The 22,864-nt window shown below is 66.5% G+C and carries 18 protein-coding genes; 10 read left to right on the top strand and 8 right to left on the bottom strand.

The features are described 5' to 3' along the window. The first annotated feature begins 10 nt into the window (after nt 1-10). The gene (gene trpC / locus DIS04_RS10600) at nt 11-817 is read left to right on the top strand and encodes an indole-3-glycerol phosphate synthase TrpC (protein WP_111413749.1); all 807 of its coding nucleotides are present in this window, start codon (nt 11-13) and stop codon (nt 815-817) included. 78 nt (nt 818-895) lie between these two features. Here trpC and DIS04_RS10595 read toward each other — a convergent pair whose 3' ends face one another. The 4 genes from DIS04_RS10595 to ydiJ form a co-directional block, all read right to left on the bottom strand. Then, a complete protein-coding gene (locus DIS04_RS10595) occupies nt 896-1,519 on the bottom strand; it encodes a c-type cytochrome (protein ID WP_111413748.1) in 624 nt (207 codons plus the stop codon). A 4-nt stretch (nt 1,520-1,523) separates the two neighbouring features. Next, nucleotides 1,524-2,771, bottom strand: coding sequence for a PQQ-dependent sugar dehydrogenase (locus DIS04_RS10590; RefSeq protein WP_179951254.1), 1,248 nt, complete (start codon nt 2,769-2,771; stop codon nt 1,524-1,526). A gap of 274 nt (nt 2,772-3,045) precedes the next feature. Then, nucleotides 3,046-3,246, bottom strand: coding sequence for a DUF2905 domain-containing protein (locus DIS04_RS10585; protein WP_111413747.1), 201 nt, complete (start codon nt 3,244-3,246; stop codon nt 3,046-3,048). 66 nt (nt 3,247-3,312) lie between these two features. Continuing rightward, nucleotides 3,313-6,549: a D-2-hydroxyglutarate dehydrogenase YdiJ gene (gene ydiJ / locus DIS04_RS10580; protein WP_111413746.1), complete on the bottom strand. Its 3,237-nt coding sequence runs from the start codon at nt 6,547-6,549 to the stop codon at nt 3,313-3,315. A 190-nt stretch (nt 6,550-6,739) separates the two neighbouring features. On the opposite strand from ydiJ, the gene serS reads away from it, so the two are divergent. Continuing rightward, a complete protein-coding gene (gene serS / locus DIS04_RS10575) occupies nt 6,740-8,029 on the top strand; it encodes a serine--tRNA ligase (RefSeq protein ID WP_111413745.1) in 1,290 nt (429 codons plus the stop codon). Here serS and DIS04_RS10570 read toward each other — a convergent pair. Further along, nucleotides 8,007-8,774, bottom strand: coding sequence for an SIMPL domain-containing protein (locus tag DIS04_RS10570; RefSeq protein ID WP_111413744.1), 768 nt, complete (start codon nt 8,772-8,774; stop codon nt 8,007-8,009). The genes serS and DIS04_RS10570 overlap by 23 nt on opposite strands. A 179-nt stretch (nt 8,775-8,953) precedes the next feature. Here DIS04_RS10570 and DIS04_RS10565 point away from each other — a divergent pair, with 179 nt between their 5' ends. Continuing rightward, nucleotides 8,954-10,114 carry an AI-2E family transporter gene (locus tag DIS04_RS10565; protein ID WP_111413743.1) on the top strand — a complete coding sequence of 387 codons (1,161 nt, stop codon included), beginning with the start codon at nt 8,954-8,956 and terminating at the stop codon, nt 10,112-10,114. Between the two features lie 14 nt (nt 10,115-10,128). Here DIS04_RS10565 and trxA read toward each other — a convergent pair whose 3' ends face one another. Further along, complete coding sequence (gene trxA / locus DIS04_RS10560; RefSeq protein WP_111413742.1) at nt 10,129-10,452, bottom strand: thioredoxin; 324 nt, start codon at nt 10,450-10,452, stop codon at nt 10,129-10,131. 263 nt (nt 10,453-10,715) lie between these two features. Between trxA and cysB the strand changes: the two genes are divergently transcribed. Further along, a complete protein-coding gene (gene cysB, locus DIS04_RS10555; protein ID WP_111413741.1) occupies nt 10,716-11,687 on the top strand; it encodes an HTH-type transcriptional regulator CysB in 972 nt (323 codons plus the stop codon). A gap of 46 nt (nt 11,688-11,733) precedes the next feature. Here cysB and DIS04_RS10550 read toward each other — a convergent pair whose 3' ends face one another. Next, nucleotides 11,734-12,351 (bottom strand): phosphoadenosine phosphosulfate reductase domain-containing protein, encoded by a 618-nt coding sequence (locus tag DIS04_RS10550; RefSeq protein WP_111413740.1) that lies wholly within the window; start codon nt 12,349-12,351, stop codon nt 11,734-11,736. Nucleotides 12,352-12,466: 115 nt separating this feature from the next. Beyond that, a complete protein-coding gene (gene pabB / locus DIS04_RS10545; RefSeq protein ID WP_111413739.1) occupies nt 12,467-13,846 on the bottom strand; it encodes an aminodeoxychorismate synthase component I in 1,380 nt (459 codons plus the stop codon). Between the two features lie 235 nt (nt 13,847-14,081). Here pabB and DIS04_RS10540 point away from each other — a divergent pair, with 235 nt between their 5' ends. The 6 genes from DIS04_RS10540 to prpD all read left to right on the top strand — a co-directional run bounded on the left by DIS04_RS10540 (nt 14,082) and on the right by prpD (nt 22,418). Further along, nucleotides 14,082-14,792: a GntR family transcriptional regulator gene (locus tag DIS04_RS10540; RefSeq protein WP_111413738.1), complete on the top strand. Its 711-nt coding sequence runs from the start codon at nt 14,082-14,084 to the stop codon at nt 14,790-14,792. 33 nt (nt 14,793-14,825) lie between these two features. Continuing rightward, a complete protein-coding gene (gene prpB, locus DIS04_RS10535) occupies nt 14,826-15,731 on the top strand; it encodes a methylisocitrate lyase (protein ID WP_111413737.1) in 906 nt (301 codons plus the stop codon). A gap of 47 nt (nt 15,732-15,778) precedes the next feature. Beyond that, nucleotides 15,779-16,906, top strand: a complete 1,128-nt coding sequence (prpC, locus tag DIS04_RS10530) for a bifunctional 2-methylcitrate synthase/citrate synthase (RefSeq protein ID WP_111413736.1) — start codon at nt 15,779-15,781, stop codon at nt 16,904-16,906. A 77-nt stretch (nt 16,907-16,983) separates the two neighbouring features. Then, complete coding sequence (gene acnD / locus DIS04_RS10525) at nt 16,984-19,593, top strand: Fe/S-dependent 2-methylisocitrate dehydratase AcnD (RefSeq protein WP_111413735.1); 2,610 nt, start codon at nt 16,984-16,986, stop codon at nt 19,591-19,593. A gap of 67 nt (nt 19,594-19,660) precedes the next feature. Then, the gene (gene prpF / locus DIS04_RS10520) at nt 19,661-20,839 is read left to right on the top strand and encodes a 2-methylaconitate cis-trans isomerase PrpF (protein ID WP_111413734.1); all 1,179 of its coding nucleotides are present in this window, start codon (nt 19,661-19,663) and stop codon (nt 20,837-20,839) included. Between the two features lie 94 nt (nt 20,840-20,933). Then, complete coding sequence (prpD, locus tag DIS04_RS10515) at nt 20,934-22,418, top strand: 2-methylcitrate dehydratase (protein WP_111413733.1); 1,485 nt, start codon at nt 20,934-20,936, stop codon at nt 22,416-22,418. Nucleotides 22,419-22,864: the final 446 nt, after the last annotated feature.

Below are 22,864 nucleotides of genomic sequence, written 5' to 3'. Positions count from 1 at the left end.
AGACAAGACTATGAGCCCGACGCAGGACGCCCCGACCATTCTCACCCGTATCCTGGCACGCAAGGACGAGGAGGTGGCCGAGCGCCGCCGCGCCCTGCCCGAGAGCGAACTCTTGCGCCGTGCCGAACGGCAGCGCGCGCCGCGGGGCTTCATCGCGGCGCTCGACCAGCGCATCGAGGAGGGCGATCCGGCGGTGATCGCCGAGATCAAGAAGGCCTCTCCCTCGCGGGGCGTGATCCGCGAGAACTTTCAGCCCGCGGCGATCGCCGCCAGCTATGCCGCCGGCGGTGCCACCTGCCTCTCCGTGCTGACCGATGCCGATTTCTTCCAGGGCCATGAGGACTTCCTGGTCGAGGCGCGTGAAGCCTGCGAACTCCCCGTCATTCGCAAGGACTTCATCGTGCATGGCTATCAGGTCAGCGAGGCGCGCGCCATCGGCGCCGACTGCATCCTGCTGATCGTCGCCGCGCTGGAGGATGCCCAGATGGCCGACCTGCACCAGCAGGCTGCGGCACTGGGCATGGACGTGCTGGTCGAGGTGCACGATGCCCTGGAGCTCGAGCGTGCGCTCAAGCTGGGTATCGGCCTGGTGGGCATCAACAACCGCAACCTGCATACCTTCGAGACCCGCCTGGAGACCACGCTGGAGCTGTTGCCGCGCATCCCGGCGGGTGTCACCGTGGTGACGGAGTCCGGTATCCATACCCGCAGCGACGTGCTGCGCATGCGTGAGCACGACGTCCATGGCTTCCTGGTCGGTGAAGCCTTCATGCGCGAGGGCGAGCCGGGCGAGGCGCTGCGTCGACTGTTCTACTGATGGAGCCCTGGCGGGGCGTCGGCCCCGCCGGCAGTCCACGGCTGCCCGCGGCGCATTACCTTGCCGCGGGGTTGTCTGCTAGTCACGTTCGAAGTGGGCGAGGAAGTGGGCCAGCGCGTCGATCTCATCCTCATCGACTTCGAGCAGCACCTCGACCATGGTGGTGTCCGGCCCGCCGCGTGTGCGCTCGCGGTAGGCGCGCATGGCCTGGGCCAGATAATCCTCGCGCTGGTGGGCGAGGCGTGGCATCTGCTCCTTGCCCGAGAAGTCGGAGCGGTGGCAGCTGGCGCAGCGATGCTCACGCGCCAGCTCGCGGCCCCGCTCCATCAGTTCCTCGTCCGGCGCTTCGTCGGGGGCTGCCAGGGGCTGTTCGGCGTAGTGTTCGGCAAGCGTCTGGATCTCCTCGTCGGTGAGCCCCTCGGCCTGGGGCGTCATCACCTCGTTGCGCCGCAGGCGCTCACGAAAGTAGATCAGCTGGTTGGTCAGGGCGAGGGCGGGCTGTCCGGCCAGCGAGGGAATGCCCGCCTCGACGGAGTTGCCGTCCTCGCCGTGGCACTCCCCGCATACCTGGAGCTGCTCCTCCAGCGGCAGGCCGACCGCCGGCCCCTCCTGCGACCAGGCTTCCGCGGCCAGCAGGCCGAACCAGGCCAACGACAGGACCAAGGCGCGCCGCCCGGGCGACGCGAGCGCATGGCGGCGCATGGCCTCACTCCACATAGTCGGGGCTGTCGTAGCTGATCCGATAGATCGCCCCGTTCTGTTCATCGGACACCAGCAGGGCGCCGTCGGGCATCTGCAGCACGTCCACCGGCCGGCCGGAGAAGTCGTTCTCCCGCGGATCGAGCAGACCCACCATGAAGGGCGACAGGTCGGCACGCTGCCCATCCTCGGAGAGCTTCGCCACCAGCACGTCGTAGCCCACGCTCAGGGTGCGATTCCAAGAGCCGCGGCGGGCGATGAAGATGGCCTCGCGATACTCCTCGGGGAACATCTCCCCGGTATAGAAGCGCATGCCCAGCGGGGCACTGTGGGGGGCGGTCACTGCCGCAGGCAGCGTCTTGCCGTCGCAGGCGTCGCTGTCGCCGCGTTCGGGGTCGACGATGCCGACGCTGTGGCATACCGGGAAACCGAAGTGTTCGCCGCGCTCGCTCAGCCGATTGAGCTCGTCGCCGGGGCCGTGCTCGCCCATCCAGTCCTGATTGTTGTCGGTGAACCACAGCTCGCCGGTTTCGGGGTGGAAATCGAAACCCACGGTGTTGCGTACGCCGCGTGCCTCGACGCGCATGTCGCTGCCGTCCGCCTCGAAGCTGTGGATGGTGGCGTGTGTGTCCTCGTCGACCTCGCAGCCGTTGCACGGCGCGCCGACCGGCACGTAGAGCCGGTCGTCCGGGCCAAAGGCGAGGAATTTCCAGCCGTGGTGCTCGTCGTCGGGCAGGCCGAAGGCCTCGGTCAGCTCCTCGGGCTCGGGCGCCTCGTCGCCGCTGGCCAGGTGCGACTCGATGTCGTCGTAGCGGAAGATGCGGTTGATCGCCGCCACGTAGAGGCTGCCATCGTGAAAGGCGACCCCGTTGGGCTGGGTCAGGCCCTCGGCGATGACCACGGGCTCCCGCTCGTCGCCATCATCCCTCACGGCATAGACCCGGCCAATGCTGCGTGTGCCGACGAACAGCGTGCCGTCGTCGCCCAGCGCCATCATGCGTGCGCCGGGCATGCCGTGCGCCCACAGCTCGGCGCTGAAGCCGTCCGGCAAGCGCAGGTGGTCGAGGGGGATATCCTCCTCCGGCGTCACCGTCAGCGGGGTGGCATGGGGAGAGAGGGGGGAGTTCTCGAGCTCGGCGGCGCGGCCCTGGGCCCAGGCGGGCTCGTGCTCGTCGGCAAGCACGGGAGCGACGAGGCCCAGCGTCATGGCGCCCGTTGCGCTCAAGGCAAGGGGAAGCAGGCGTGGGGAGAACATGGCGGCTCCTGTTGTTGTTGGGTGCATGTCGTTTCGCGAATCCGGGATCGCTGCCAGCCTCAGTAAGCCTAGGAGCCGCCTAAGGGTTGGTCGATTACTTTTTTCTATCAGGTGGATAGGTGCTTCGGACGGGACCTGCTCAAGTTTGATAAGGCTTGACCGGAGTCGCAGCCGGCCGAGTCTTGCACCGCCCCGGCCTTCGGCGGTCCGTGAAAAGGCGTGGGAGTCGTTCTGACGACTTGGCCCGCCGTCGCGTCAACCGGTCAGCCCATGCCTAGCGGTTGAGCAGCCACAGCAAGGCCGAGATCAGCAGACTCGCCAGGATCATGGTGGTGATCGGGAAGTAGAACGAGACGTTCTCGCGGCGGATGATGATATCCCCCGGCAACTGGCCGAGGGGCAGCCTGGAGAGCCATGGCCAGGCGAGGCCGATGGCGACGATACACAGGCCGATGACGATCAGGGTGCGGGACATCCTGCCTCCTGTACTTCCTGCGCGGTCGATCTCGGCAGCCGGCGGCTCGGCCGCCGGCCCGGTTGCCTACCAGCTCAGCCGGCGCAGGTGGCTGAGCAGCCCCTGCAGCGGGTGCGGCAGGTCCTGGTCGGAAAGGCGGTTGACCTGACTGCGGCAAGAGTAGCCGGTGGCCAGCAGCCGGCCCTGGTTCGCCCTGTCCTCGATTACCGGCTGCCACGACTGGGCGTAGATCGTCTTCGAGGTCTCGAGGTTGCGCGCCTCGTGGCCGTAGGTACCGGACATGCCGCAGCAGCCGGTGGCGACGAGCTCCAGCTCGAGGCCGAAGGCGGCGAATACCTGCTGCCACGCCTTGGGGCTGCCCGCGGCGTTGGTCTTCTCGGTGCAGTGGGAGAGCAGCCGGAAGTGCGGGTCGTCGAGCCTTTCCAGCGCCTGGGTGAGCGCAGGCGGCACCAGGCGCTGACCCTGTGTTACCAGCCACTCCTGCAGCATCAGCACGTCGGGGACGGCGTCGGGGCCCAGCGTCTTCACGTACTCCTGGCGGTAGGTCAGCGTCATGGCCGGGTCGATGCCCACCAGCGGCACGCCGAACTCGGCCAGGGCGCGCAGGCGCCGCGCCTGCTTCGCTGCGGTGCGCTCGAAGGCGCCGAGGAAGCCCTGCACGTGCAACGGCTTGCCATTGGCCGAGTAGGGTGCGACGAACACCTTGATGTCCAGCCGCGAGAGCAGCTCGACGATGTCCATCACCCGTTCGGCTTCGAAGTGGCTGGTGAAGGCGTCCTGCACGATCACCACGCTCCTGGCCTTCTGCGCCTCGCTGAGCAGCCCCAGCGAGGTCGGCGTCGCCTCGGCGATGCCCCAGGCGCGCAGCTGCCTGGCCAGCCTTGCGCTCGAGAGGCGTGGGCTGTCGACCAGACCTACCCGCTCGGCCAGCAGCTTGTCCACCAGGCGCTGGCCCAGCGCGGCATTGTAGAGCGACGAAACGTGGGCAAGATAGGGCACGAAGAATTCCATGCCGCCGATCAGGTAGTCCCGCAGCGGGCGCAGGTAGCGGCCGTGGTAGGCCTCGAGGAACTGCGAGCGCGAGTCCGGCACGTTGACCTTTATCGGGCATTGGCCGGCGCAGGACTTGCAGGCCAGACAGCCGGCCATGGCGTCGTAGACCTCGTGGGAGAAGTCGGCCTCGTCGCGGCGGCGCCAGGTGTTGCGCACCCGAGCCGGCAACCGCTTGACAAAGCCCCAGGCTCCTTCCTGGCGCTGCCGGCGCGCCTCTTCCACCAGGTCGACCCCGGCGTTGCCCTGCAGGCGCAGCCACTCGCGGGTGAGGCTGGCGCGGCCCTTGGGCGAGTGGATGCGATCGCGGGTCGCCTTCCACGAGGGACACATGGCGTCGTCGGGGTCGTAGTTGTAGCAGGCGCCGTTGCCGTTGCAGTAGACCGTGGCGGCGTGGGCCTGCCACACGCGCTGGTCGATCTGGCGGTCGAACTGGCCGCGGGTGGGCACGCCGTCGATGGTCAGCAGGCCCGGGTCGACCCACTTGACGGTTTCTTCCTGTGAGCCGGTCTCCACGGGTTCGGGTGGCGTGGAAGGGCAAAGCGGCGTGGCGATCTTGCCGGGGTTCAACTGGTTGTGCGGATCGAAGGCGGCCTTGACCCGCTGCAGGCTGGGGTAGAGTTCGCCGAAGAACCTGGGTGCATACTCCGAGCGCACGCCCTTGCCGTGCTCGCCCCACAGCAGGCCGCCGTACTGGTGGGTCAACTCGGCCACTTCGTCGGAAACCTCGCGGATCAGCCGCTCCTGCTGCGGATCCTTCATGTCGATGGCGGGGCGCACGTGCAGCACGCCGGCATCGACATGGCCGAACATGCCGTAGCTGAGCCCGCGCGCATCCAGCGCGGCGCGGAATTCGGCAATGAAGTCGGCGAGGTGCTCCGGCGGTACCGCGGTGTCCTCGACGAAGGGGATCGGGCGCTTCTCGCCCTTGGCGTCGACCCTGGCATTGCCCAGCAGCCCCACGGCGCGCTTGCGCATGCCGTAGACCTGCTGGATCTGGGCGCGTCCCTCGGCCAGGGTGTAGCCGAGGCGCGGCACGCTCTCATCCGCTTGCAGATGGCGGCAGAAGGCGGCGACGCGCTCGGCGAGCCGCTCGGGGTCGTCGTCGTTGAACTCGATCAGGTTGATACCGCGTATGGCCAGCGCCGGCCGCTCGGCGGTGGCGGTATCGTTCCCGGCAGTGCCGGTTTCACCCTCGGTCGTGCCCAAGGTCGCGTCGCTGGGGAAGAAGGCCGCCACGCTGTCCCAGACGAAGTCCTCCATGGCCAGCAGCAGCACCTTGTCGTCCACCGTCTCGATGGAGGTGGGGCTGGCGGCGGACGCCATCAGTGCCTTGGCGTCGCGCAGGGCGTCCATGAAGCCGGCGTAGCGCACGTTGACCAGGGTCGAGTGCCGGGGGATCGGCAGCACGTTGAGCACGGCCTCGTTGAGGAAGCCCAGCGAGCCCTCGGCGCCGCACAGCAGGCTGTTGAGATCGAGGTGGCCCTGCTCATCGCGAAGGTGGGCCAGGTCGTAGCCGGTCAGGCAGCGGTTGAGTGGCGGGAACTTGGCCGCGATCTGCTCACGCTGGGTGTCGACGATCTCGCGGGCGGTGCGGTAGGCGGCGCCGATCACGCCGCGGTGGTGGCACAGCGTCTCCAGCTCGGCGTCGTCCACCGGGCGGCTGACCAGCCGCTCGCCGCCGAGCAGCACGGTATCGAGCTCGAGCACGTGGTCGCGGGTCTTGCCATACTCGCAACTGCCCTGGCCGCTGGCGTCGGTGGAGATCATGCCGCCGAGGGTGGCGCGATTGGAGGTGGAGAGATCCGGGGCGAAGAACAGCCCATGGGGCTTCAATGCCGCGTTGAGCTGATCCTTGACCACGCCGGCCTGGACCCTTACCCGGCGCCGCTCGACGTCGATCTCCAGTATCCGGTTCATGTGCCGCGACACGTCCACCACCAGGCCGTCGGTAAGTGACTGGCCGTTGGTGCCGGTGCCGCCACCGCGGGGCGTGAGCACCACCCGGCGATGCGACGACTCGCCGGCGAGGCGGGCGATACGTTCGAGATCCTCGACATGGCGCGGGAACAGCGCGGCCTGGGGCAGGCGCTGATAGATCGAGTTGTCGGTGGCCAGCACCGTGCGGTCGGCGTAGTCCGGGGCGATCTCGCCCTCGAACCCGGCGGCCCTGAGCGCCTCGAGAAAACGCAGGTAATGCGCGCCCAGGCCCTCGATGACGGGAGCGTCGGCGGTGTCCAGTCTTGCGATCATGGCTAGTCGTATTCGGTCGTTGGATGCCGCCCGTCGGGCGAGTCGGCTGGGAATGCCGCTACTTTACCGCGAGAGGGCGGTGGCGCGCATCCATGGCTCCCGCCGGCGTGGCACCCTGGCGGCCTTTTGCCTACAATGTTCGGCCGTTTTCCGTCTTATCCGTTTCGCTTTCACTCAGGGGCTTGACGCCATGCTCGATCCCAAACTGCTGCGCAGCGACCTCGATGCGGTCGCCCAACGATTGGCCAAGCGGGGTTTCGCCCTCGACAGCGAGCGCCTCGAGGTGCTGGAGTCCCGACGTCGCGACCTGCAGACCGAGACCGAGGCGCTGCAGAACGAGCGCAACACCCGCTCCAAGGCGATCGGCAAGGCCAAGGCCGGCGGCGAGGACATCCAGCCGCTGCTCGACGAGGTGAGCGACCTGGGCGAGCGCCTCGATGCCGCCAAGCGCCAGCTGGCCGAAGTTCAGGAGGAGTGGGAGTCGCTGGCCAGCGGCATTCCCAACCTGCCCCACGACAGCGTACCGGTGGGCGAGAGCGAGGAGGACAACGTCGAGCTGCACCGCTGGGGCACGCCGCGGGAATTCGACTTCGAGGTACGCGATCACGTCGATCTCGGCGGGCTCAAGGGCGAGCTGGACTTCGAGCTCGCCGCCAAGCTGACCGGTTCGCGCTTCGCCGTGATGCGCGGCCAGATCGCTCGCCTGCACCGTGCGCTGGCGCAGTTCATGCTCGACAAGCAGACCCTCGAGCATGGCTACGAGGAGTGCTACGTCCCTTATCTGGTCAACGAGGCCACGCTGTACGGTACCGGGCAACTGCCCAAGTTCGGCGAGGATCTGTTTCGCCTGGACGACGAGCGCAACTTCCACCTCATCCCCACCGCCGAAGTGCCGCTGACCAACTTCGCCCGCGACGAGATCCTCGATCACAAGGATCTGCCGCTCAAGCTCACGGCCCATACGCCGTGCTTCCGCAGCGAGGCGGGCTCCCACGGCCGCGACACCCGCGGCATGATTCGCCAGCACCAGTTCGACAAGGTCGAGATGGTGCAACTGGTCGAGCCGGAGACGAGCTATGCGGCACTGGAGGAGATGCGCGGCCACGCCGAGGCGATCCTGCAGGCGCTCGAGCTGCCCTATCGGGTGGTGACGCTGTGTACCGGCGACATGGGCTTCGGCGCGGCCAAGACCTACGACCTTGAAGTGTGGCTGCCGAGCCAGCAGACCTATCGCGAGATCTCCTCGGTCTCGAACTGCGAGGACTTCCAGGCGCGGCGCATGCAGGCACGCTTCCGTCATCCCGAGCAGAAGAAGCCGCAGCTGCTGCACACCCTCAACGGCTCGGGCCTGGCGGTGGGGCGTTGCCTCATCGCGGTGATGGAGAACCACCAGAACGCCGATGGCTCCATCACCGTGCCCGAGGCGCTGCGCCCCTACCTGGGCGGGGTCGACACCCTCAATTCTCGATCTCCCAGCTGACGCTGACGCCCGCCTCGATGACGATGGTGCCGGGGCGGTACTCGGCCTGGCCGGCGCTCTCGCGGGCGTCGGCGCTCATCGCCATCATTCGCGGTGCGTAGATCGGCGCGCGCGTCTCGCTGATGCTGGCCACGGCGCCGAGTGAAACGCCCATGGTGCGTGCCATCAGGTCGGCCTTGTGGCGAGCCTTCTCCAGCGCTTGTACCAGCGCCTCGTCGGTGGCGGCGTCGCGGTCGGCCAGGTCGTAGCTGATGCCATCCATGGCGTTGACGCCCGCCGCGGTCAGGGCGTCGAGCAGGCGCGGCAGTCGCTCCAGGTCGTCGACCCTGACCTCGAAGGGGCGATCCAGGCGTGTGCGCATCAGCATGTCGTCGTCGTCACCATCGCTGCGTCGCGGGGCCGGCACGTATTCCGGCTGAACGCTCAGCGAGCCGGCGCTGATGTCGTCGCGCTCCACGCCCGCCGCCTCGAGGGCACGGATCAGGTCGGCGGCGCGTTCCTCCAGGCGATCGCGGGCCTGGCGCAAGGCGTCGGCATCGGTTTCGCCGTCGTGGCGTGCCACGGCGGGCGTGCGCTCCCACAGCCGTGCATTGAGCGTGGCGCGGTCCGGCACCACGTCGAGCTGGGATTCGGCCTGAACCTCCAGGCGGGCGCGGGTCTCCTCGGCCTGTGCCGCGGCCCCCAGCAGGGGGAGAGCGGTCAGCAGACCGCCCAGCATCAGGCAACGCAAACGGATCGAGGGCATCGAGTCAGCCTCCTTGCGGCAAACGGGTGAAGTCGCGCGGGATCGCGCAGGGCTGGGCAGCGGGGCCGGTCCGGTAAGGCCGGGCGCGGCTGGTCCCGCCATCACCGAGACGGGCAGGTTTGTGCCCACGCCCGGTAAGGGTCATGATAAGCAGGACACGCCGGCCAGGGATAGATGGCATGCTTCACCGCGACGACAACGTGCGATACGGACGCCCGCTCACCTTGACGCTGGCCCTGGCGGCGCTGGTGGTGATCATTGCGGGCATACGTGCCGGCGCCGACCTGATCATCCCGATCCTGCTGGGGTTGTTCATCGCCGTGATCTGCACGTCGCCGGTGAACTGGCTCCACCGCCTGGGCCTGGGCCTGCGCCTGGCGGTAGTGGTGACCCTGCTGGTGATCGGTGGCTTTCTTTCCCTGGTGGGGCTGCTCGCGGTCAATGCCTTCGGCACCTTCATCGAAGCGCTGCCCGGCATCGAGGGTCGGCTCTACGAACACTACCTCAACCTGCTCGACAGCCTGGCCGCCATGGGCCTGGCCATCGACCCCGATACGCTGGCCGGCCTGGTCGAGCCCGAAGACGAGAGCGGCTGGCTCACGGCCCTGCTGGGGGGGCTTGGCAACCTGCTGATGCAGAGCGTGGTCGTGGCGCTGCTGGTGATCTTCATGCTGTTCGAGACGCTCAGCTTCCGGCGCAAGGTGGCCCGCGCGCTCGACAATCCGGAAGCCAGCCTGCAGCGCTTCCAGGAATTCAGCCAGACGCTCAAGCGCTATCTCGCGGTCAAGACGTTCGTCAGCCTGCTCACCGGTGTCATGGCGTGGCTGGCCTGCCTCCTTGCCGGGGTAGGCTTCCCCCTGCTGTGGGGCGTGCTGGCCTTCGCGCTCAATTACATCCCCAACATCGGCTCGGCCATCGCGGCCGTGCCGCCGGTACTGCTGCTGCTGGTGGCCCAGGACGGCGGGCTGTTGCCGGCCTTCGGCCTGGCCATGGCCTACCTGGCCATCAACTTCGTGCTCGGCAACCTGGTCGAGCCACGCCTGATGGGCCGAGCGCTGGGGCTATCCGCCTTCGTCGCCTTTCTCTCGCTGGTGGTCTGGGGCTGGCTGCTGGGCGTGGTCGGCATGTTGCTCTCGGTGGTGCTGACCATGACCCTGAAGATCGCCCTGGACAGCCATCCCCAGACGCGCTGGATCGCCTACCTGCTGGGGCCGGGAAAGCGCCCGTTCGTCAGTGACGTGATCGACGAGAGAACGTCGTTTCGGATCGAAGTCGAGCCGGGCCTGTCGTCGCCGGAAACGCAAACGCCCCGGCCGAAGCCGGGGCGGGACGAACGTTGACGACTTGGCCGCGTTCAGGCGTTCTGATCGATGAACTGCACCAGTTGTGACTTGGACTGTGCGCCCACCAGCGAAGCGACCTTGGAACCCGACTTGAACAGCATGACGGTGGGCACGCCCCGCACGCCCTGCTCGGCAGCGATCTCGGGAGCATCGTCGACATTGATGCTGACCACCTTGAGGCTGTCGGCACGCTCTTCGGCAACCTCGTCGATCACCGGGGCCATGACCTTGCAAGGGCCGCACCAGGGGGCCCAGAACTTCAGCAGCACGGGTTGCTCTGCCTTGAGGACTTCCTGCTCGAAGTTGGCATTGGTGACATCGACGTTATTGGCCATGTGAATCTCCAGTTACGTTGCGCTGCATCGAGCGGATCGGTGACATGCATAGGCATGTCCGGTCGGCAGATGTTAGCCGCCGGCCGGGTGTCTGGCAAATGGCAGACAGTGCCCAAGCCGACCCGTGGACCCAGAGGGTGGATGTGGATCGCATTGCTTCCATGGTCGGAAACCCTGTTTGACGTTATGCTATTTGGTGATTAGGCAGAGACGTCTAATCACCAATATATCGGTCATGCCGGGCGTAAGGGAGCGAGACGAACATGAAACTACAGCAGCTGCGCTACGTCTGGGAGGTGACCCGGCATAACCTCAACGTGTCGGCAACGGCACAGAGCCTGTTCACTTCGCAGCCCGGTATCTCCAAGCAGATCCGTCTTCTGGAAGACGAGCTGGGAGTGGAGATCTTCGCCCGCAGCGGCAAGCATCTGACCCGGGTCACACCGGCGGGGGAGGCGATCGTCGAGCTGGCCGGACAGGTGCTGCGGCTCACCGACAACATCAAGCAGGTGGCCCAGGAGCACAGCGACGAGCGCCGGGGAAGCCTCTCCATCGCCACGACCCATACCCAGGCTCGCTATGCCTTGCCGCCGGTGATCGGCGAATTCACCCGCAAGTATCCCGATGTCGCCCTGCACATGCAGCAGGGCACGCCCAAGCAGATCGCCCAGATGGTCAGCGACGGCATGGCCGATTTCGCCATCTGCACCGAATCGCTGGAACTCTTCACCGACCTGGTGCTGCTGCCCTGCTATCGCTGGAACCGCTGCGTGCTGGTCCCGCGTGACCACCCCCTGGCCGATGGGGGCGAACTGACGCTCCAGCGACTCGCCGAGCAGCCGATCGTGACCTACGTCTTCGGCTTCACCGGTCGCTCGCAGCTCGACGACGCCTTTCGCGCCAAGGGGCTGACGCCCAACGTGGTGCTCACCGCCGCCGATGCCGACGTGATCAAGACCTATGTCAGGCTGGGCCTGGGGGTCGGCATCGTGGCACACATGGCCTACGACCCCGAGCTCGACGACGACCTGGTGGCCCTCGAGGCGGGCCATCTCTTCGAGAGTTCGGTGACCAAGATCGGTATCCGCCGCGGCACCTTCATGCGCGGCTACATGTACGACTTCGTCAAGGGCTTCGCCGGCCATCTCGAGCGGGACCTCGTCGATGCGGCGCTGGCCGCCGGGCCGCGTCACGAGGCCGGGCTGTTTCAGGATATCCAGTTGCCGGTGCGCTAGGGCGGATACGCTGGCGGGCCGAGGTGCGGCCCGCCAGCGAAGGGGCTCAGTGCTGCAGATGCAGCCCGCATTCGCGCTTCTCTTCCACCTTGGTGGGATCGAAGTAATCGAATTCGTTGGGCAGGTCGTGGCGTTGCAGGTACTGGTACATGTCCTTGGCGTTCCAGCTCAGCAGCGGCGCGACCTTGAGCAGGCCATCGGCATTGCGGCTGAGAGGCGACATGCGGGCACGCTCGGGCGTGTCTTCGGCGCGCAGTGCCGTGAACCAGACGTCTGGCGCCATTTCGCGCAGCGCCCGCTCGAACGGTTCCAGCTTCACTTCGCGAGTGAAGGCTGCGTGACGCGGGTCGTCGATGCTCGGCATGGCGCCCTCCACTGCCTCGCGATGGGCCCGGGTCCGCTTCGGCAGGTAGGTGATCAGGTTGAGGTCGAGGCGCTCGACCAGCGCATCGGCCAGCCGATACGTCGCATCGGTATTGTAACCGTGATCCATCCACACCACGGGTATGGTGGGAAGGTGTCGCGTCACCATGTGCAGGATCACGGCCTCGAAGGGGCGGAAGTTGGTGGTGATGATGGGGCGCTGGCCCTGTTCCAGGGCCCAGCGAATGAGTGCGTCCGGGTCGTTGCCGAGTTCCTGATGGATAGCGTCGAGATCTGCCATGGGGGCTCCCAAGTCAATGATGGCCATTTGGCCCTACCCTAACAAAGGCGGCGGATCGGGCCCCAATATCGTTTCATTGGATGTATATAGCTATAGGTTGGGTAAATTCGGCTTCTTATTCCATGCGGTGATTTAAGCCGGTCAGCGCTTGCATCAGATGCCGGATCTTGTCCAGGGTCTCCGTGTACTCCGCCTCGACCTCGGAGTCGGCCACCAGCCCGCCGCCGCCCCACAGGTGGATGCGCCCCCCGTCGGCGACCGCGGTGCGAATGGCGATCGAGGTATCCATGTTGCCGCGCACGTCGACGAAACCCAGGCTGCCGCAATAGACACTGCGCCGGCTGGGCTCCAGCTCGTCGATGATCTGCATCGCCCGTACCTTGGGGGCGCCGGTGATCGATCCCCCGGGAAAGGCGGCGGCGAGGAGGTCCAGCGGGCGCTTGCCCTCCGCCAGTTCGCCGCATATCACGCTGACCAGATGGTGCACGTTGGCGTAGCTCTCCAGGCCGCACAGTTGGGGTACCCGCACGCTTCCCGGACGACACACTCGCCCCAGGTCGTTGCGCAACAGATCGACGATCATCACGTTCTCGGCGCGGTCCTTCAGGCTGGAGGTCAGCTCCGCGGCCAGCTTGCGGTCCTCCTCGGGCGAGGTGCCGCGCGGGCGGGTGCCCTTGATCGGCCGCGTCTCGACCTGCCCGTCGGCACGGCAGCGGAGGAAGCGCTCCGGGGAGAGCGAAAGGATGGCCTGTTCGCCGCGAGCGCCATGCCAGGCCATGTAGCCGGCGAAGGGCGTTGGCGTTGCCCGGCGCAGGCGCAGGTAGGCGCGCCACAGATCACCGTCGAAAGGGGCGCTGAAGCGTTGCGCCAGGTTGATCTGGTAGCAGTCGCCGGCGCGAATATAGGCCTGAACGGCGGCGAAGCGTCGCGCATAGCCCTCGCGATCCAGCTCGCCTTCGAAGGAGGACAGCAGCTGAAAGTCGCCGCCGGGAGCGGCGGTTTGACCCAGCCATGCCATCACCTGCTCGTGCCTGCCGCGGGTCGCCACCAGCCAGCACTCCTGCTGCCGATGGTCCTGGATCAGCGCCCAGTCGTAAAGGCCGATGCGACTGGCGGGCAGGGAGACGACCTGGCTCGAGGACTCCCCCACCGGTTCGAGGGAGCGGCCGAGGTCATAGCCCCAGTAGCCGATCAGGCCGCCGAGGAAGGGCAGGTGACTGTCCGGTAACTCGAGCGACAGGCTATCGAGCAGGGCCTGCTGCGCCCTGAAGGGGTTGCGCTCCTCGCTCACCACATCGTCCACCCGAATGATGCCCTGCCCATCGACCGTCAGCACCGAGACGGGGTCGCAACTGATGATGTCGTAGCGCCCGCCCGGCGCGGCAGGCTTGCCGCTGTCGAGCAGGACGGCCCCTGGGCGGTGGCGCAGGGGGGTGAAATAGGCGAGCGGGTCGTCCCGATAGGGGAGCGAGCTGATCAACAGTCTTTCAGTCATCAGGGGGGCCTTCCGAAACAGGCCATCATTCTAGGGGGCTGGGGCGTCTCTTGTCGTGAGGATCGTTGCCCGGTTAACGATTCCACCGTCAACGCTGGCTAGATTGTCGACATCGTCAACGGTGCTTGCCCTTGGGGTTACAACCAAAGGCGTAGCATGTCGTGTCTACAGGGAGGTTGACCGGAGGTGAGGCAATGTCTAAAGTCACTTCATCCTCTAATTGTCGACAATTGCCATGAACTCAGTCGCTGCAGAACACACCTCTCCGGAAGTCCGCACCCTGGCAGAACGAGTCTTCCACCAGCTGCAGGATGCCATCGTACGCGGCGAGCTGGCGCCGGGAAGCAAGATCACCGAGCCGGGCCTGTCGAAGACCTACGGCATCTCACGCGGCCCGCTGCGCGAGGCGATGCGTCGTCTCGAGGCTCATCGACTGATCGAACGCGTGCCCCACGTAGGCGCACGGGTGGTCAAGCTGTCGATGAAGGAGCTGCTGGAGCTGTTCGACGTGCGCGAGGCGCTGGAGAGCATGGCCGCCCGCTTGGCCGCCGAGCACATGTCGCGTGAGGAGATCGCCGGGCTGCGCGAGGTGCTGGCGGTACACGAGCGCCAGGCCGACCTCAAGAGCGGCGAGGCCTACTACCAGCGCGAGGGCGACCTGGACTTCCACTATCGCATCGTCCAGGGCAGCCACAACCGCATGCTGATGACCATGCTGTGCGACGACCTCTACTACCTGGTGCGCCTCTACCGCACCCAGTTCAGTGCCAGTGGTGCCCGGCCCCAGCGCGCCTTCGTCGAGCACCACCGTATCGTCGACGCCATCGAGGCGGGCGACGCCGAGCTGGCCGAACTGCTGATGCGTCGTCACGTCAGCGCCTCACGGGCCAACGTGGCCGACCGCTATGCCGAAATCCTCAAGGAGCAGGCCGAGGCCACTGCCTGAGGCCGGCTGGAACGATCACACAGGAGCCTACACATGACACAACTGACGCCCGGCGCTCGCTTTCGTGCCGCCCTCGAGGCCAATCGGCCGTTGCCCATCGTCGGCACCATCAATGCCTACACCGCGATGATGGCCGAGCGGGTCGGTCACCAGGCCATCTATCTCTCCGGCGGCGGCGTGGCCAACGCCTCGTTCGGCCTGCCCGACCTGGGCATGACCACCATGAACGACGTGGTCCAGGATGCCCATCGCATCTGCGGCGCTACCGACCTGCCGTTGCTGGTGGACATCGATACCGGCTGGGGCGGTGCGTTCAATATCGCGCGCACCGTCAAGGAGATGCAGCGCGCCGGCGTGGCCGCCGTGCACCTGGAGGATCAGGTGGCACAGAAGCGCTGCGGTCACCGCCCCAACAAGGAGATCGTTTCCAGGCAGGAGATGGTCGACCGTATCAAGGCCGCTGCCGACGCACGCATCGACCCGGACTTCTATCTGATCGCACGCACCGATGCCTTCCAGAAGGAGGGACTCGACGCGGCCATCGAGCGCGCCAGCGCCTGCATCGAGGCGGGCGCCGACGCCATCTTCGCCGAGGCGGTGCATACCCTCGATGACTACCGCGCCTTCTGCGAGCGTGTTGACGCGCCGATCCTCGCCAACATCACCGAGTTCGGCGCCACGCCGCTGTTCAGCCAGCAGGAGCTCTCCGAGGTGGGGTGCCGCCTGGTGCTCTATCCGCTGTCGGCCTTCCGCGCCATGAACGCGGCGGCACTGAAGGTCTACCGGAGCATCCACGAGCAGGGCCATCAGCGCGACGTGGTCGAGCTGATGCAGACCCGCGATGAGCTTTATGACTTCCTCAACTACCACGCGTTCGAGCAGAAGCTCGATGCCCTGTTTGCGGAAAACCAGTTTGCCGAGAAGGGATCAGACGCCTGAGCTGGCCCGTTACGACGACAAGAAAACACAGATCAAGGAGACTCGACATGGCTGAGAAAACCGTCAGCAGCACAGGCCTGCGAGGCCAGAGTGCAGGAACCACGGCCCTTTGCACCGTGGGCAAGAGCGGCGCCGGCCTGACCTATCGCGGCTTCGACATCGCAGAGCTGGCCGAGAAGGCCAAGTTCGAGGAGGTCGCCTACCTGTTGCTCAAGGGCAAGCTGCCCAACCAGGCCGAGCTTGATGCCTACATCACCAAGCTCAAGGGACTGCGTGGCCTGCCGGCGGCGCTCAAGGCCGTGCTCGAACAGATCCCCAAGGACGCGCACCCGATGGACGTGATGCGTACCGGTGCCTCGATGCTCGGCAACCTCGAGACCGAGGAGAACTTCGAGCAGCAGCAAGACGTCTCCGACCGCCTGCTGGCGGCGCTGCCGTCGATCATCTGCTACTGGTATCGCTACAGCCACGACGGCGTGCGCATCGAGACCGAGACCGACGACGAGTCGGTGGGCGCTCACTTCCTCCACCTGCTGCGCGGCGAGGCGCCCTCCGAGCTGCACGCCAGGGTGATGAACGTCTCGCTGATTCTCTACGCCGAGCACGAGTTCAACGCCTCGACCTTTACCGCCCGGGTGTGTGCATCGACGCTTTCCGACATGCACTCCTGCGTCACCGGTGCCATCGGTTCGCTGCGCGGCCCGCTGCATGGCGGCGCCAACGAAGCGGCCATGGCCATGATCGAGAACTGGACGTCGCCGGAAGAGGCCGAGCGCGAGATTCTCGGCATGCTCGAGCGCAAGGAGAAGATCATGGGCTTCGGCCACGCGATCTATCGCGAGTCCGACCCGCGCAACGCCATCATCAAGCAGTGGTCGAAGAAGCTCGCCGAGGACGTCGGCGACACCGTGCTCTATCCGGTCTCGGAGCGTGTCGAGGCGGTGATGTGGCGCGAGAAGAAGCTGTTCTGCAATGCCGACTTCTTCCACGCCAGCGCCTATCACTTCATGGACATCCCCACCAAGCTGTTCACGCCGATCTTCGTCTGTTCGCGCGTCACCGGCTGGTGTGCCCATGTCTTCGAGCAGCGCGCCAACAACCGCATCATTCGCCCCAGCGCCGACTACATCGGCCCGGAGAAGAGCGAGTGGGTGCCGATCGAGGAGCGAGACTGACCCTTGTCCGTAGCAGGCGGCCCGCGGGCCGCCTTTCTCTCTCGCCTGACCCAACACCACGCGAAGACCGTCGACTGATGAATACTCCATACCGCAAACCGCTTCCCGGCACCGAGCTGGACTACTTCGACGTGCGTGAGGCCGTCGAGGCGATCCAGCCCGGTGCCTACGACACCCTTCCTTATACGTCCCGCGTCCTGGCCGAGCAGCTGGTGCGCCGCTGCGAGCCCGAGGGGCTCACCGCTGCACTCACACAGCTGATCGAGCGCAGGCGCGACCTGGATTTCCCGTGGTACCCGGCGCGGGTGGTGTGTCACGACATCCTCGGGCAGACGGCACTGGTCGACCTGGCCGGCCTGCGTGACGCCATCGCCGAGAAGGGCGGCGACCCGTCGAAGGTCAACCCGGTGGTGCCGACCCAGTTGATCGTCGATCACTCCCTGGCCGTGGAGTGCGGCGGCGACGACCCCGATGCCTTCGCCAAGAATCGGGCCATCGAGGATCGCCGCAACGAGGATCGTTTCCATTTCATCGACTGGACCCGCACTGCGTTCGAGAACGTCGACGTGATCCCTGCCGGCAACGGCATCATGCACCAGATCAACCTGGAGAAGATGTCGCCGGTGATCCAGGCCCGCGACGGTGTGGCCTATCCCGACACCTGCGTCGGTACCGACAGCCACACCCCGCACATCGACTGCCTGGGCGTGATCGCCATCGGCGTGGGCGGGCTCGAGGCCGAGACCGTGATGCTTGGGCGCCCATCGATGATGCGCCTGCCCGACATCGTCGGCGTCGAGCTGACCGGCAAGCGCCGTCCCGGCATCACCGCCACCGACATCGTGCTGGCCATTACCGAGTTCCTGCGCCAGGAGCGGGTGGTGGGCGCCTACCTGGAGTTCTTCGGCGAAGGCGCCGAGAGCCTCACCATCGGCGACCGCGCCACCATCTCCAACATGACCCCGGAGTACGGCGCCACCGCGGCGATGTTCTACATCGACCAGCAGACCCTCGACTACCTGACCATCACCGGCCGTGAGCCGGAGCAGGTGGCGTTGGTCGAGAACTACGCCAAGACGGTGGGGCTGTGGGCCGACAGCCTGAAGAATGCCGAGTACGAGCGCGTGCTCACCTTCGACCTCTCCAGCGTCGAGCGCAACCTGGCCGGGCCCTCCAACCCGCATCGTCGCCTGCCGACCTCGGCGCTGGCCGAGCGCGGCATCGCCGTGAACCTGGAGCAGGCCCTGGCCGAGGAGAGGGCCGGCAGGATGCCCGACGGCGCGGTGATCATCGCCGCCATCACCAGCTGTACCAATACCTCCAACCCGCGCAACGTGGTGGCGGCGGGGCTGCTGGCCAAGAAGGCCAACGAACTGGGTCTCGTGCGCAAGCCCTGGGTGAAGTCCTCCTTCGCCCCGGGGTCCAAGGTCGCGCGGCTCTACCTGGAAGAGGCCGGGCTGCTGCCCGAACTCGAGAAGCTCGGCTTCGGCATCGTCGCCTACGCCTGCACCACCTGCAACGGCATGTCCGGCGCGCTGCGCCCGGAGATCCAGCAGGAGATCATCGACCGCGACCTCTATGCCACCGCAGTGCTCTCCGGCAACCGCAATTTCGACGGGCGCATCCACCCCTACGCCAAGCAGGCCTTCCTGGCCTCGCCGCCGCTGGTGGTGGCCTACGCCATCGCCGGCACCGTGCGCTTCGACATCGAGAAGGACGCGCTGGGCTACGACAAGGCCGGCAACCCCGTCACCCTCAAGGAGCTGTGGCCCAGCGACGAGGAGATCGATGCCATCGTCGGCGAGTTCGTCAGGCCCGAGCAGTTCAAGCAGGTCTACATCCCGATGTTCAACCTCGACGAGGTGGAGCAGGCCAAGAGCCCGCTCTACGACTGGCGTCCGCAAAGTACCTACATCCGCCGTCCGCCCTACTGGGAGGGCAACATGGCGCGCGAGCGCGGCCTGAAGGGCATGCGGCCGCTGGCGATTCTTCCTGACAACATCACCACCGACCACCTCTCGCCCTCCAATGCCATCCTGCTGGACAGCGCGGCGGGCGAGTACCTGGCCAAGATGGGCCTGCCGGAGGAGGACTTCAACTCCTATGCCACCCACCGCGGCGACCACCTGACCGCGCAGCGGGCGACCCTGGCCAATCCCAAGCTGTTCAACGAGATGGTGCGCGACGACAAGGGCGAGGTGATCCAGGGGTCGCTGGCGCGCATCGAGCCGGAAGGCAAGGTCACCCGCATGTGGGAAGCCATCGAGACCTACATGGAGCGCGGCCAGCCGCTGATCGTCATCGCCGGGGCCGACTACGGCCAGGGCAGCTCGCGTGACTGGGCGGCCAAGGGCGTGGCGCTGGCTGGGGTGGAGGCGATCGTCGCCGAGGGCTTCGAGCGCATTCACCGCACCAACCTGGTGGGCATGGGCGTGATGCCGCTTCAGTTCCAGGCGGGCACCACGCGCCACACGCTCAAGCTCGACGGCACCGAGACCTACGACGTCGAAGGCAAGCCGGCGCCGGGAGCGACCCTGACCCTGGTGATCCATCGTGCCGGCGGCGACAGCGAGCGTGTGCCGGTGCTGTGTCGCCTCGATACCGCCGAGGAGGTTTCCGTCTACTCCGCCGGCGGGGTGTTGCAGCGCTTCGCCCAGGACTTCCTCGAGTCCGAGGCGGTGGCCTGATCCACACGTTGCGTGAATGCCCCGGCGTCATCGCCGGGGCATTCCGTCATTTCAGGAAGCGAGTGCCATGGCTAACGTTCCTCAAATCAAGATTCCCGCCACCTACATGCGTGGCGGCACCAGCAAGGGCGTCTTCTTCCGCCTGGACGACCTGCCCGAGGTGGCCCGGACCCCCGGGCCCGCCCGCGATGCGCTGCTGCTGCGGGTGATCGGCAGCCCCGATCCCTACCAGAAGCAGATCGACGGCATGGGCGGGGCCACCTCCAGCACCAGCAAGACGGTGATCCTGTCGAAAAGCGAAAGCCCGGATCACGACGTCGACTACCTGTTCGGCCAGGTCTCCATCGACAAGCCCTTCGTCGACTGGAGCGGCAACTGCGGCAATCTCTCCGCCGCCGTCGGGCCCTACGCCATCGGCAACGGTCTGGTGGATCCCTCGCGCATCCCCGAGAACGGCATCGCCACGGTGCGGATCTGGCAGGCCAACATCGGCAAGACCATCGTCTCGCGTGTTCCGATCGCGGGCGGCGAGGTGCAGGAGACCGGCGACTTTGAACTCGATGGCGTGACCTTCCCGGCCGCCGAGGTGGCGGTCGAGTTCATGGACCCGGCCGACGGCGAAGGCGCCATGTTCCCCACCGGCAACCTGGTCGACGAACTCGAGGTCCCGGGAGTGGGAACCCTCGAAGCCACCATGATCAATGCCGGCATCCCGACCGTCTTCGTCAACGCCGGGGCGATCGGCTATAGCGGCACCGAGCTGCAGGAGGCGATCAACGGCGATACCCGGGCGCTGGCGATGTTCGAGTCGATTCGCGCCCACGCCGCGGTGCGCATGGGGCTGATCAAGGAGGTCAGCGAGGCGGCCGAACGCCAGCACACGCCCAAGGTCGCCTTTGTCGCGCCGCCAGCCGACTATGTTGCCTCCAGTGGCAAGGCGATCAAGGCAGGCGATATCGACCTTGTCGTGCGCGCGCTCTCCATGGGCAAGCTGCACCATGCCATGATGGGCACGGCGGCAGTGGCCATTGCCACGGCGGCGGCGGTACCCGGCACCCTGGTCAACCTGGCGGCGGGCGGTGGCGAGCGTAACTCGGTGCACTTCGGGCACCCCTCGGGCACGCTGCGAGTCGGCGCGGAAGCCTCGCAGACGGCAGGGCAGTGGACGGCAACCAAGGCGGTCATGAGCCGCAGCGCCCGGGTGTTGATGGAAGGGTGGGTGCGTGTGCCCGGCGATTCGTTTTAGGCATTCGCCGTGCCAGGTTTCGCCCCGGGTCGCCAGGCTTGGGGCGTTTTCTATAGTAAGAGGAGACGACATCGAGCCTGCGACAGGAGGGAGCATGAGCACCACCGTCGAACGCAACGTCCGTCCCGATTACGACCCTGAACTGCAGATGATCGCCGACTACGTTCTCGGCTATCGGATCGAGAGCGACGAGGCGCTGGATACCGCACGCCACTGCCTCATCGATACCCTGGGCTGCGGCCTGTTGGCGCTGCGCTTCCCCGAATGCACCAAGCACCTGGGCCCGCTCGTCGAGGGTACGGTGGTGCCCCATGGCGCGCGTGTGCCCGGCACCTCTTTTCGCCTCGACCCGGTCAAGGCCGCCTGGGACATCGGTTGCATCGTGCGCTGGCTCGACTACAACGACACCTGGCTTGCCGCCGAGTGGGGGCATCCCTCCGACAACCTGGGTGCCATTCTCGCCGTGGCGGATTACCTCTCGCAAAAGCGAGTCGCCCAGGGCGAGGCACCGCTGACCCTGCGCGACGTGCTCGAGGCCATGATCAAGGCGCACGAGATTCAGGGCGTGCTGGCGCTGGAAAACTCCTTCAACCGGGTTGGCCTGGATCATGTGGTACTGGTCAAGGTGGCATCCACGGCGGTAGCCGCCCACCTGATGGGGGCGAGTCGGGAGCAATTGCTGTCGGCGCTCTCGCACGCCTGGGCCGACGGTCAGAGTCTGCGTACCTACCGCCATGCGCCCAATGCCGGCTCGCGCAAGAGCTGGGCCGCGGGAGATGCCACGTCTCGTGGCGTGCGTCTGGCCGATATCGCCCTGCGTGGCGAGATGGGCATCCCCGGCGTGCTCAGTGCGCCGCAGTGGGGCTTCTACGACGTGCTCTTCTCGAAGACCAACAAGGATCAGGCGATCAAGCCGGAAGAGGAGAGGAAGCTTCGCTTCCAGCGCGAGTTCGGCACCTACGTGATGGAAAACATCCTGTTCAAGATCGCCTTCCCGGCAGAGTTCCATGCGCAGACTGCCTGCGAGGCAGCGGTGCGCCTGCATCCCCAGGTCAAGGACCGCCTCGAGGAGGTCGAACGCATCGTCATCAGCACCCATGAATCGGCGATCCGCATCATCTCCAAGGAGGGCGAGCTGGCCAATCCGGCCGACCGCGACCACTGCCTGCAGTACATGGTGGCCGTGCCGCTGATCTTCGGTGACCTGACCGCCGAGCACTACGAGGATGACTTCCATCGCCAGCACCCGCTTATCGATAGGCTGCGCGGGAAGATGGAGGTGAGAGAGGAGCCCCGCTACACCCAGGAGTATCTTGCCGCCGACAAGCGCTCGATCGCCAACGCGATCCAGGTGTTCTTCAGCGACGGCAGCGCCACGGAGTGCATCGAAGTGGAGTATCCGCTTGGCCACCGCCGACGTCGCGACGAGGGCATCCCCATTCTCGAGGAGAAATTTCGCCGGAATCTGGCGACACGGTTCCCGAGCGGACGCTGCGAGCGAATCTTCTCCCTGTGCAAGGACCAGGCGCAGCTGGAAGCCATGCCGGTACATCGATTCGTTGATCAGTTCGTCATTTGATCTCTCCTGACGCCTGCGTTGTGCCTGGGAGAAAATTGACGACCGTCATGGCCGTTGCCTGAAACTTGGACTATATTTTTTTGACGCGGTGGGTTGCGTCATTTGTCGGTACCCCTTAAAGTACGCATCCGCTGCCGGCGACGGGCAACGTGGCCAGCGGTGAGAAGAGTGGTAAGTGGCTGTCTCGGTTTGAATTTTTCGATTCGCTTCGCAAGATTCTCACTTGACGTCCGCGGCGGATTCGCTAGAATGCGCCCCACTTGCGAGGGTCCCGCTGAGGGCTCTCACGGCCACCCGCGACGCGGGGCTTCGCGGCCAGGGTCACCTGCCGGTGACGGACGCGAAGCGGGTTGACAGGCTCGGTCGAATCGGTAGAATACTCCTTCCTCGCAGGGCGCTGGCGAGGCCGCTCGGTCACGGGATCGACGGCCACGACAGCAAGCGAG

It is taken from the genome of Billgrantia lactosivorans (assembly GCF_003254665.1).
Lineage (GTDB): Bacteria > Pseudomonadota > Gammaproteobacteria > Pseudomonadales > Halomonadaceae > Halomonas > Halomonas lactosivorans.
This window is presented reverse-complemented; position numbering and strand designations above follow the sequence as displayed.

Bases quoted from the DNA above. Each gene is read 5' to 3' on its own strand.
- cysB (WP_111413741.1), top strand. From the start codon at position 10,716: ATGAAACTACAGCAGCTGCGCTACGTCTGGGAGGTGACCCGGCATAAC.
- DIS04_RS10595 (WP_111413748.1), bottom strand. From the start codon at position 1,519: ATGCGCCGCCATGCGCTCGCGTCGCCCGGGCGGCGCGCCTTGGTCCTG.
- trxA (WP_111413742.1), bottom strand. From the start codon at position 10,452: ATGGCCAATAACGTCGATGTCACCAATGCCAACTTCGAGCAGGAAGTC.
- DIS04_RS10585 (WP_111413747.1), bottom strand. From the start codon at position 3,246: ATGTCCCGCACCCTGATCGTCATCGGCCTGTGTATCGTCGCCATCGGC.
- ydiJ (WP_111413746.1), bottom strand. From the start codon at position 6,549: ATGATCGCAAGACTGGACACCGCCGACGCTCCCGTCATCGAGGGCCTG.
- pabB (WP_111413739.1), bottom strand. From the start codon at position 13,846: ATGACTGAAAGACTGTTGATCAGCTCGCTCCCCTATCGGGACGACCCG.
- prpD (WP_111413733.1), top strand. From the start codon at position 20,934: ATGAGCACCACCGTCGAACGCAACGTCCGTCCCGATTACGACCCTGAA.
- acnD (WP_111413735.1), top strand. From the start codon at position 16,984: ATGAATACTCCATACCGCAAACCGCTTCCCGGCACCGAGCTGGACTAC.
- DIS04_RS10540 (WP_111413738.1), top strand. From the start codon at position 14,082: ATGAACTCAGTCGCTGCAGAACACACCTCTCCGGAAGTCCGCACCCTG.
- serS (WP_111413745.1), top strand. From the start codon at position 6,740: ATGCTCGATCCCAAACTGCTGCGCAGCGACCTCGATGCGGTCGCCCAA.
- prpF (WP_111413734.1), top strand. From the start codon at position 19,661: ATGGCTAACGTTCCTCAAATCAAGATTCCCGCCACCTACATGCGTGGC.
- DIS04_RS10570 (WP_111413744.1), bottom strand. From the start codon at position 8,774: ATGCCCTCGATCCGTTTGCGTTGCCTGATGCTGGGCGGTCTGCTGACC.
- trpC (WP_111413749.1), top strand. From the start codon at position 11: ATGAGCCCGACGCAGGACGCCCCGACCATTCTCACCCGTATCCTGGCA.
- prpC (WP_111413736.1), top strand. From the start codon at position 15,779: ATGGCTGAGAAAACCGTCAGCAGCACAGGCCTGCGAGGCCAGAGTGCA.
- DIS04_RS10550 (WP_111413740.1), bottom strand. From the start codon at position 12,351: ATGGCAGATCTCGACGCTATCCATCAGGAACTCGGCAACGACCCGGAC.
- DIS04_RS10590 (WP_179951254.1), bottom strand. From the start codon at position 2,771: ATGTTCTCCCCACGCCTGCTTCCCCTTGCCTTGAGCGCAACGGGCGCC.
- prpB (WP_111413737.1), top strand. From the start codon at position 14,826: ATGACACAACTGACGCCCGGCGCTCGCTTTCGTGCCGCCCTCGAGGCC.
- DIS04_RS10565 (WP_111413743.1), top strand. From the start codon at position 8,954: ATGCTTCACCGCGACGACAACGTGCGATACGGACGCCCGCTCACCTTG.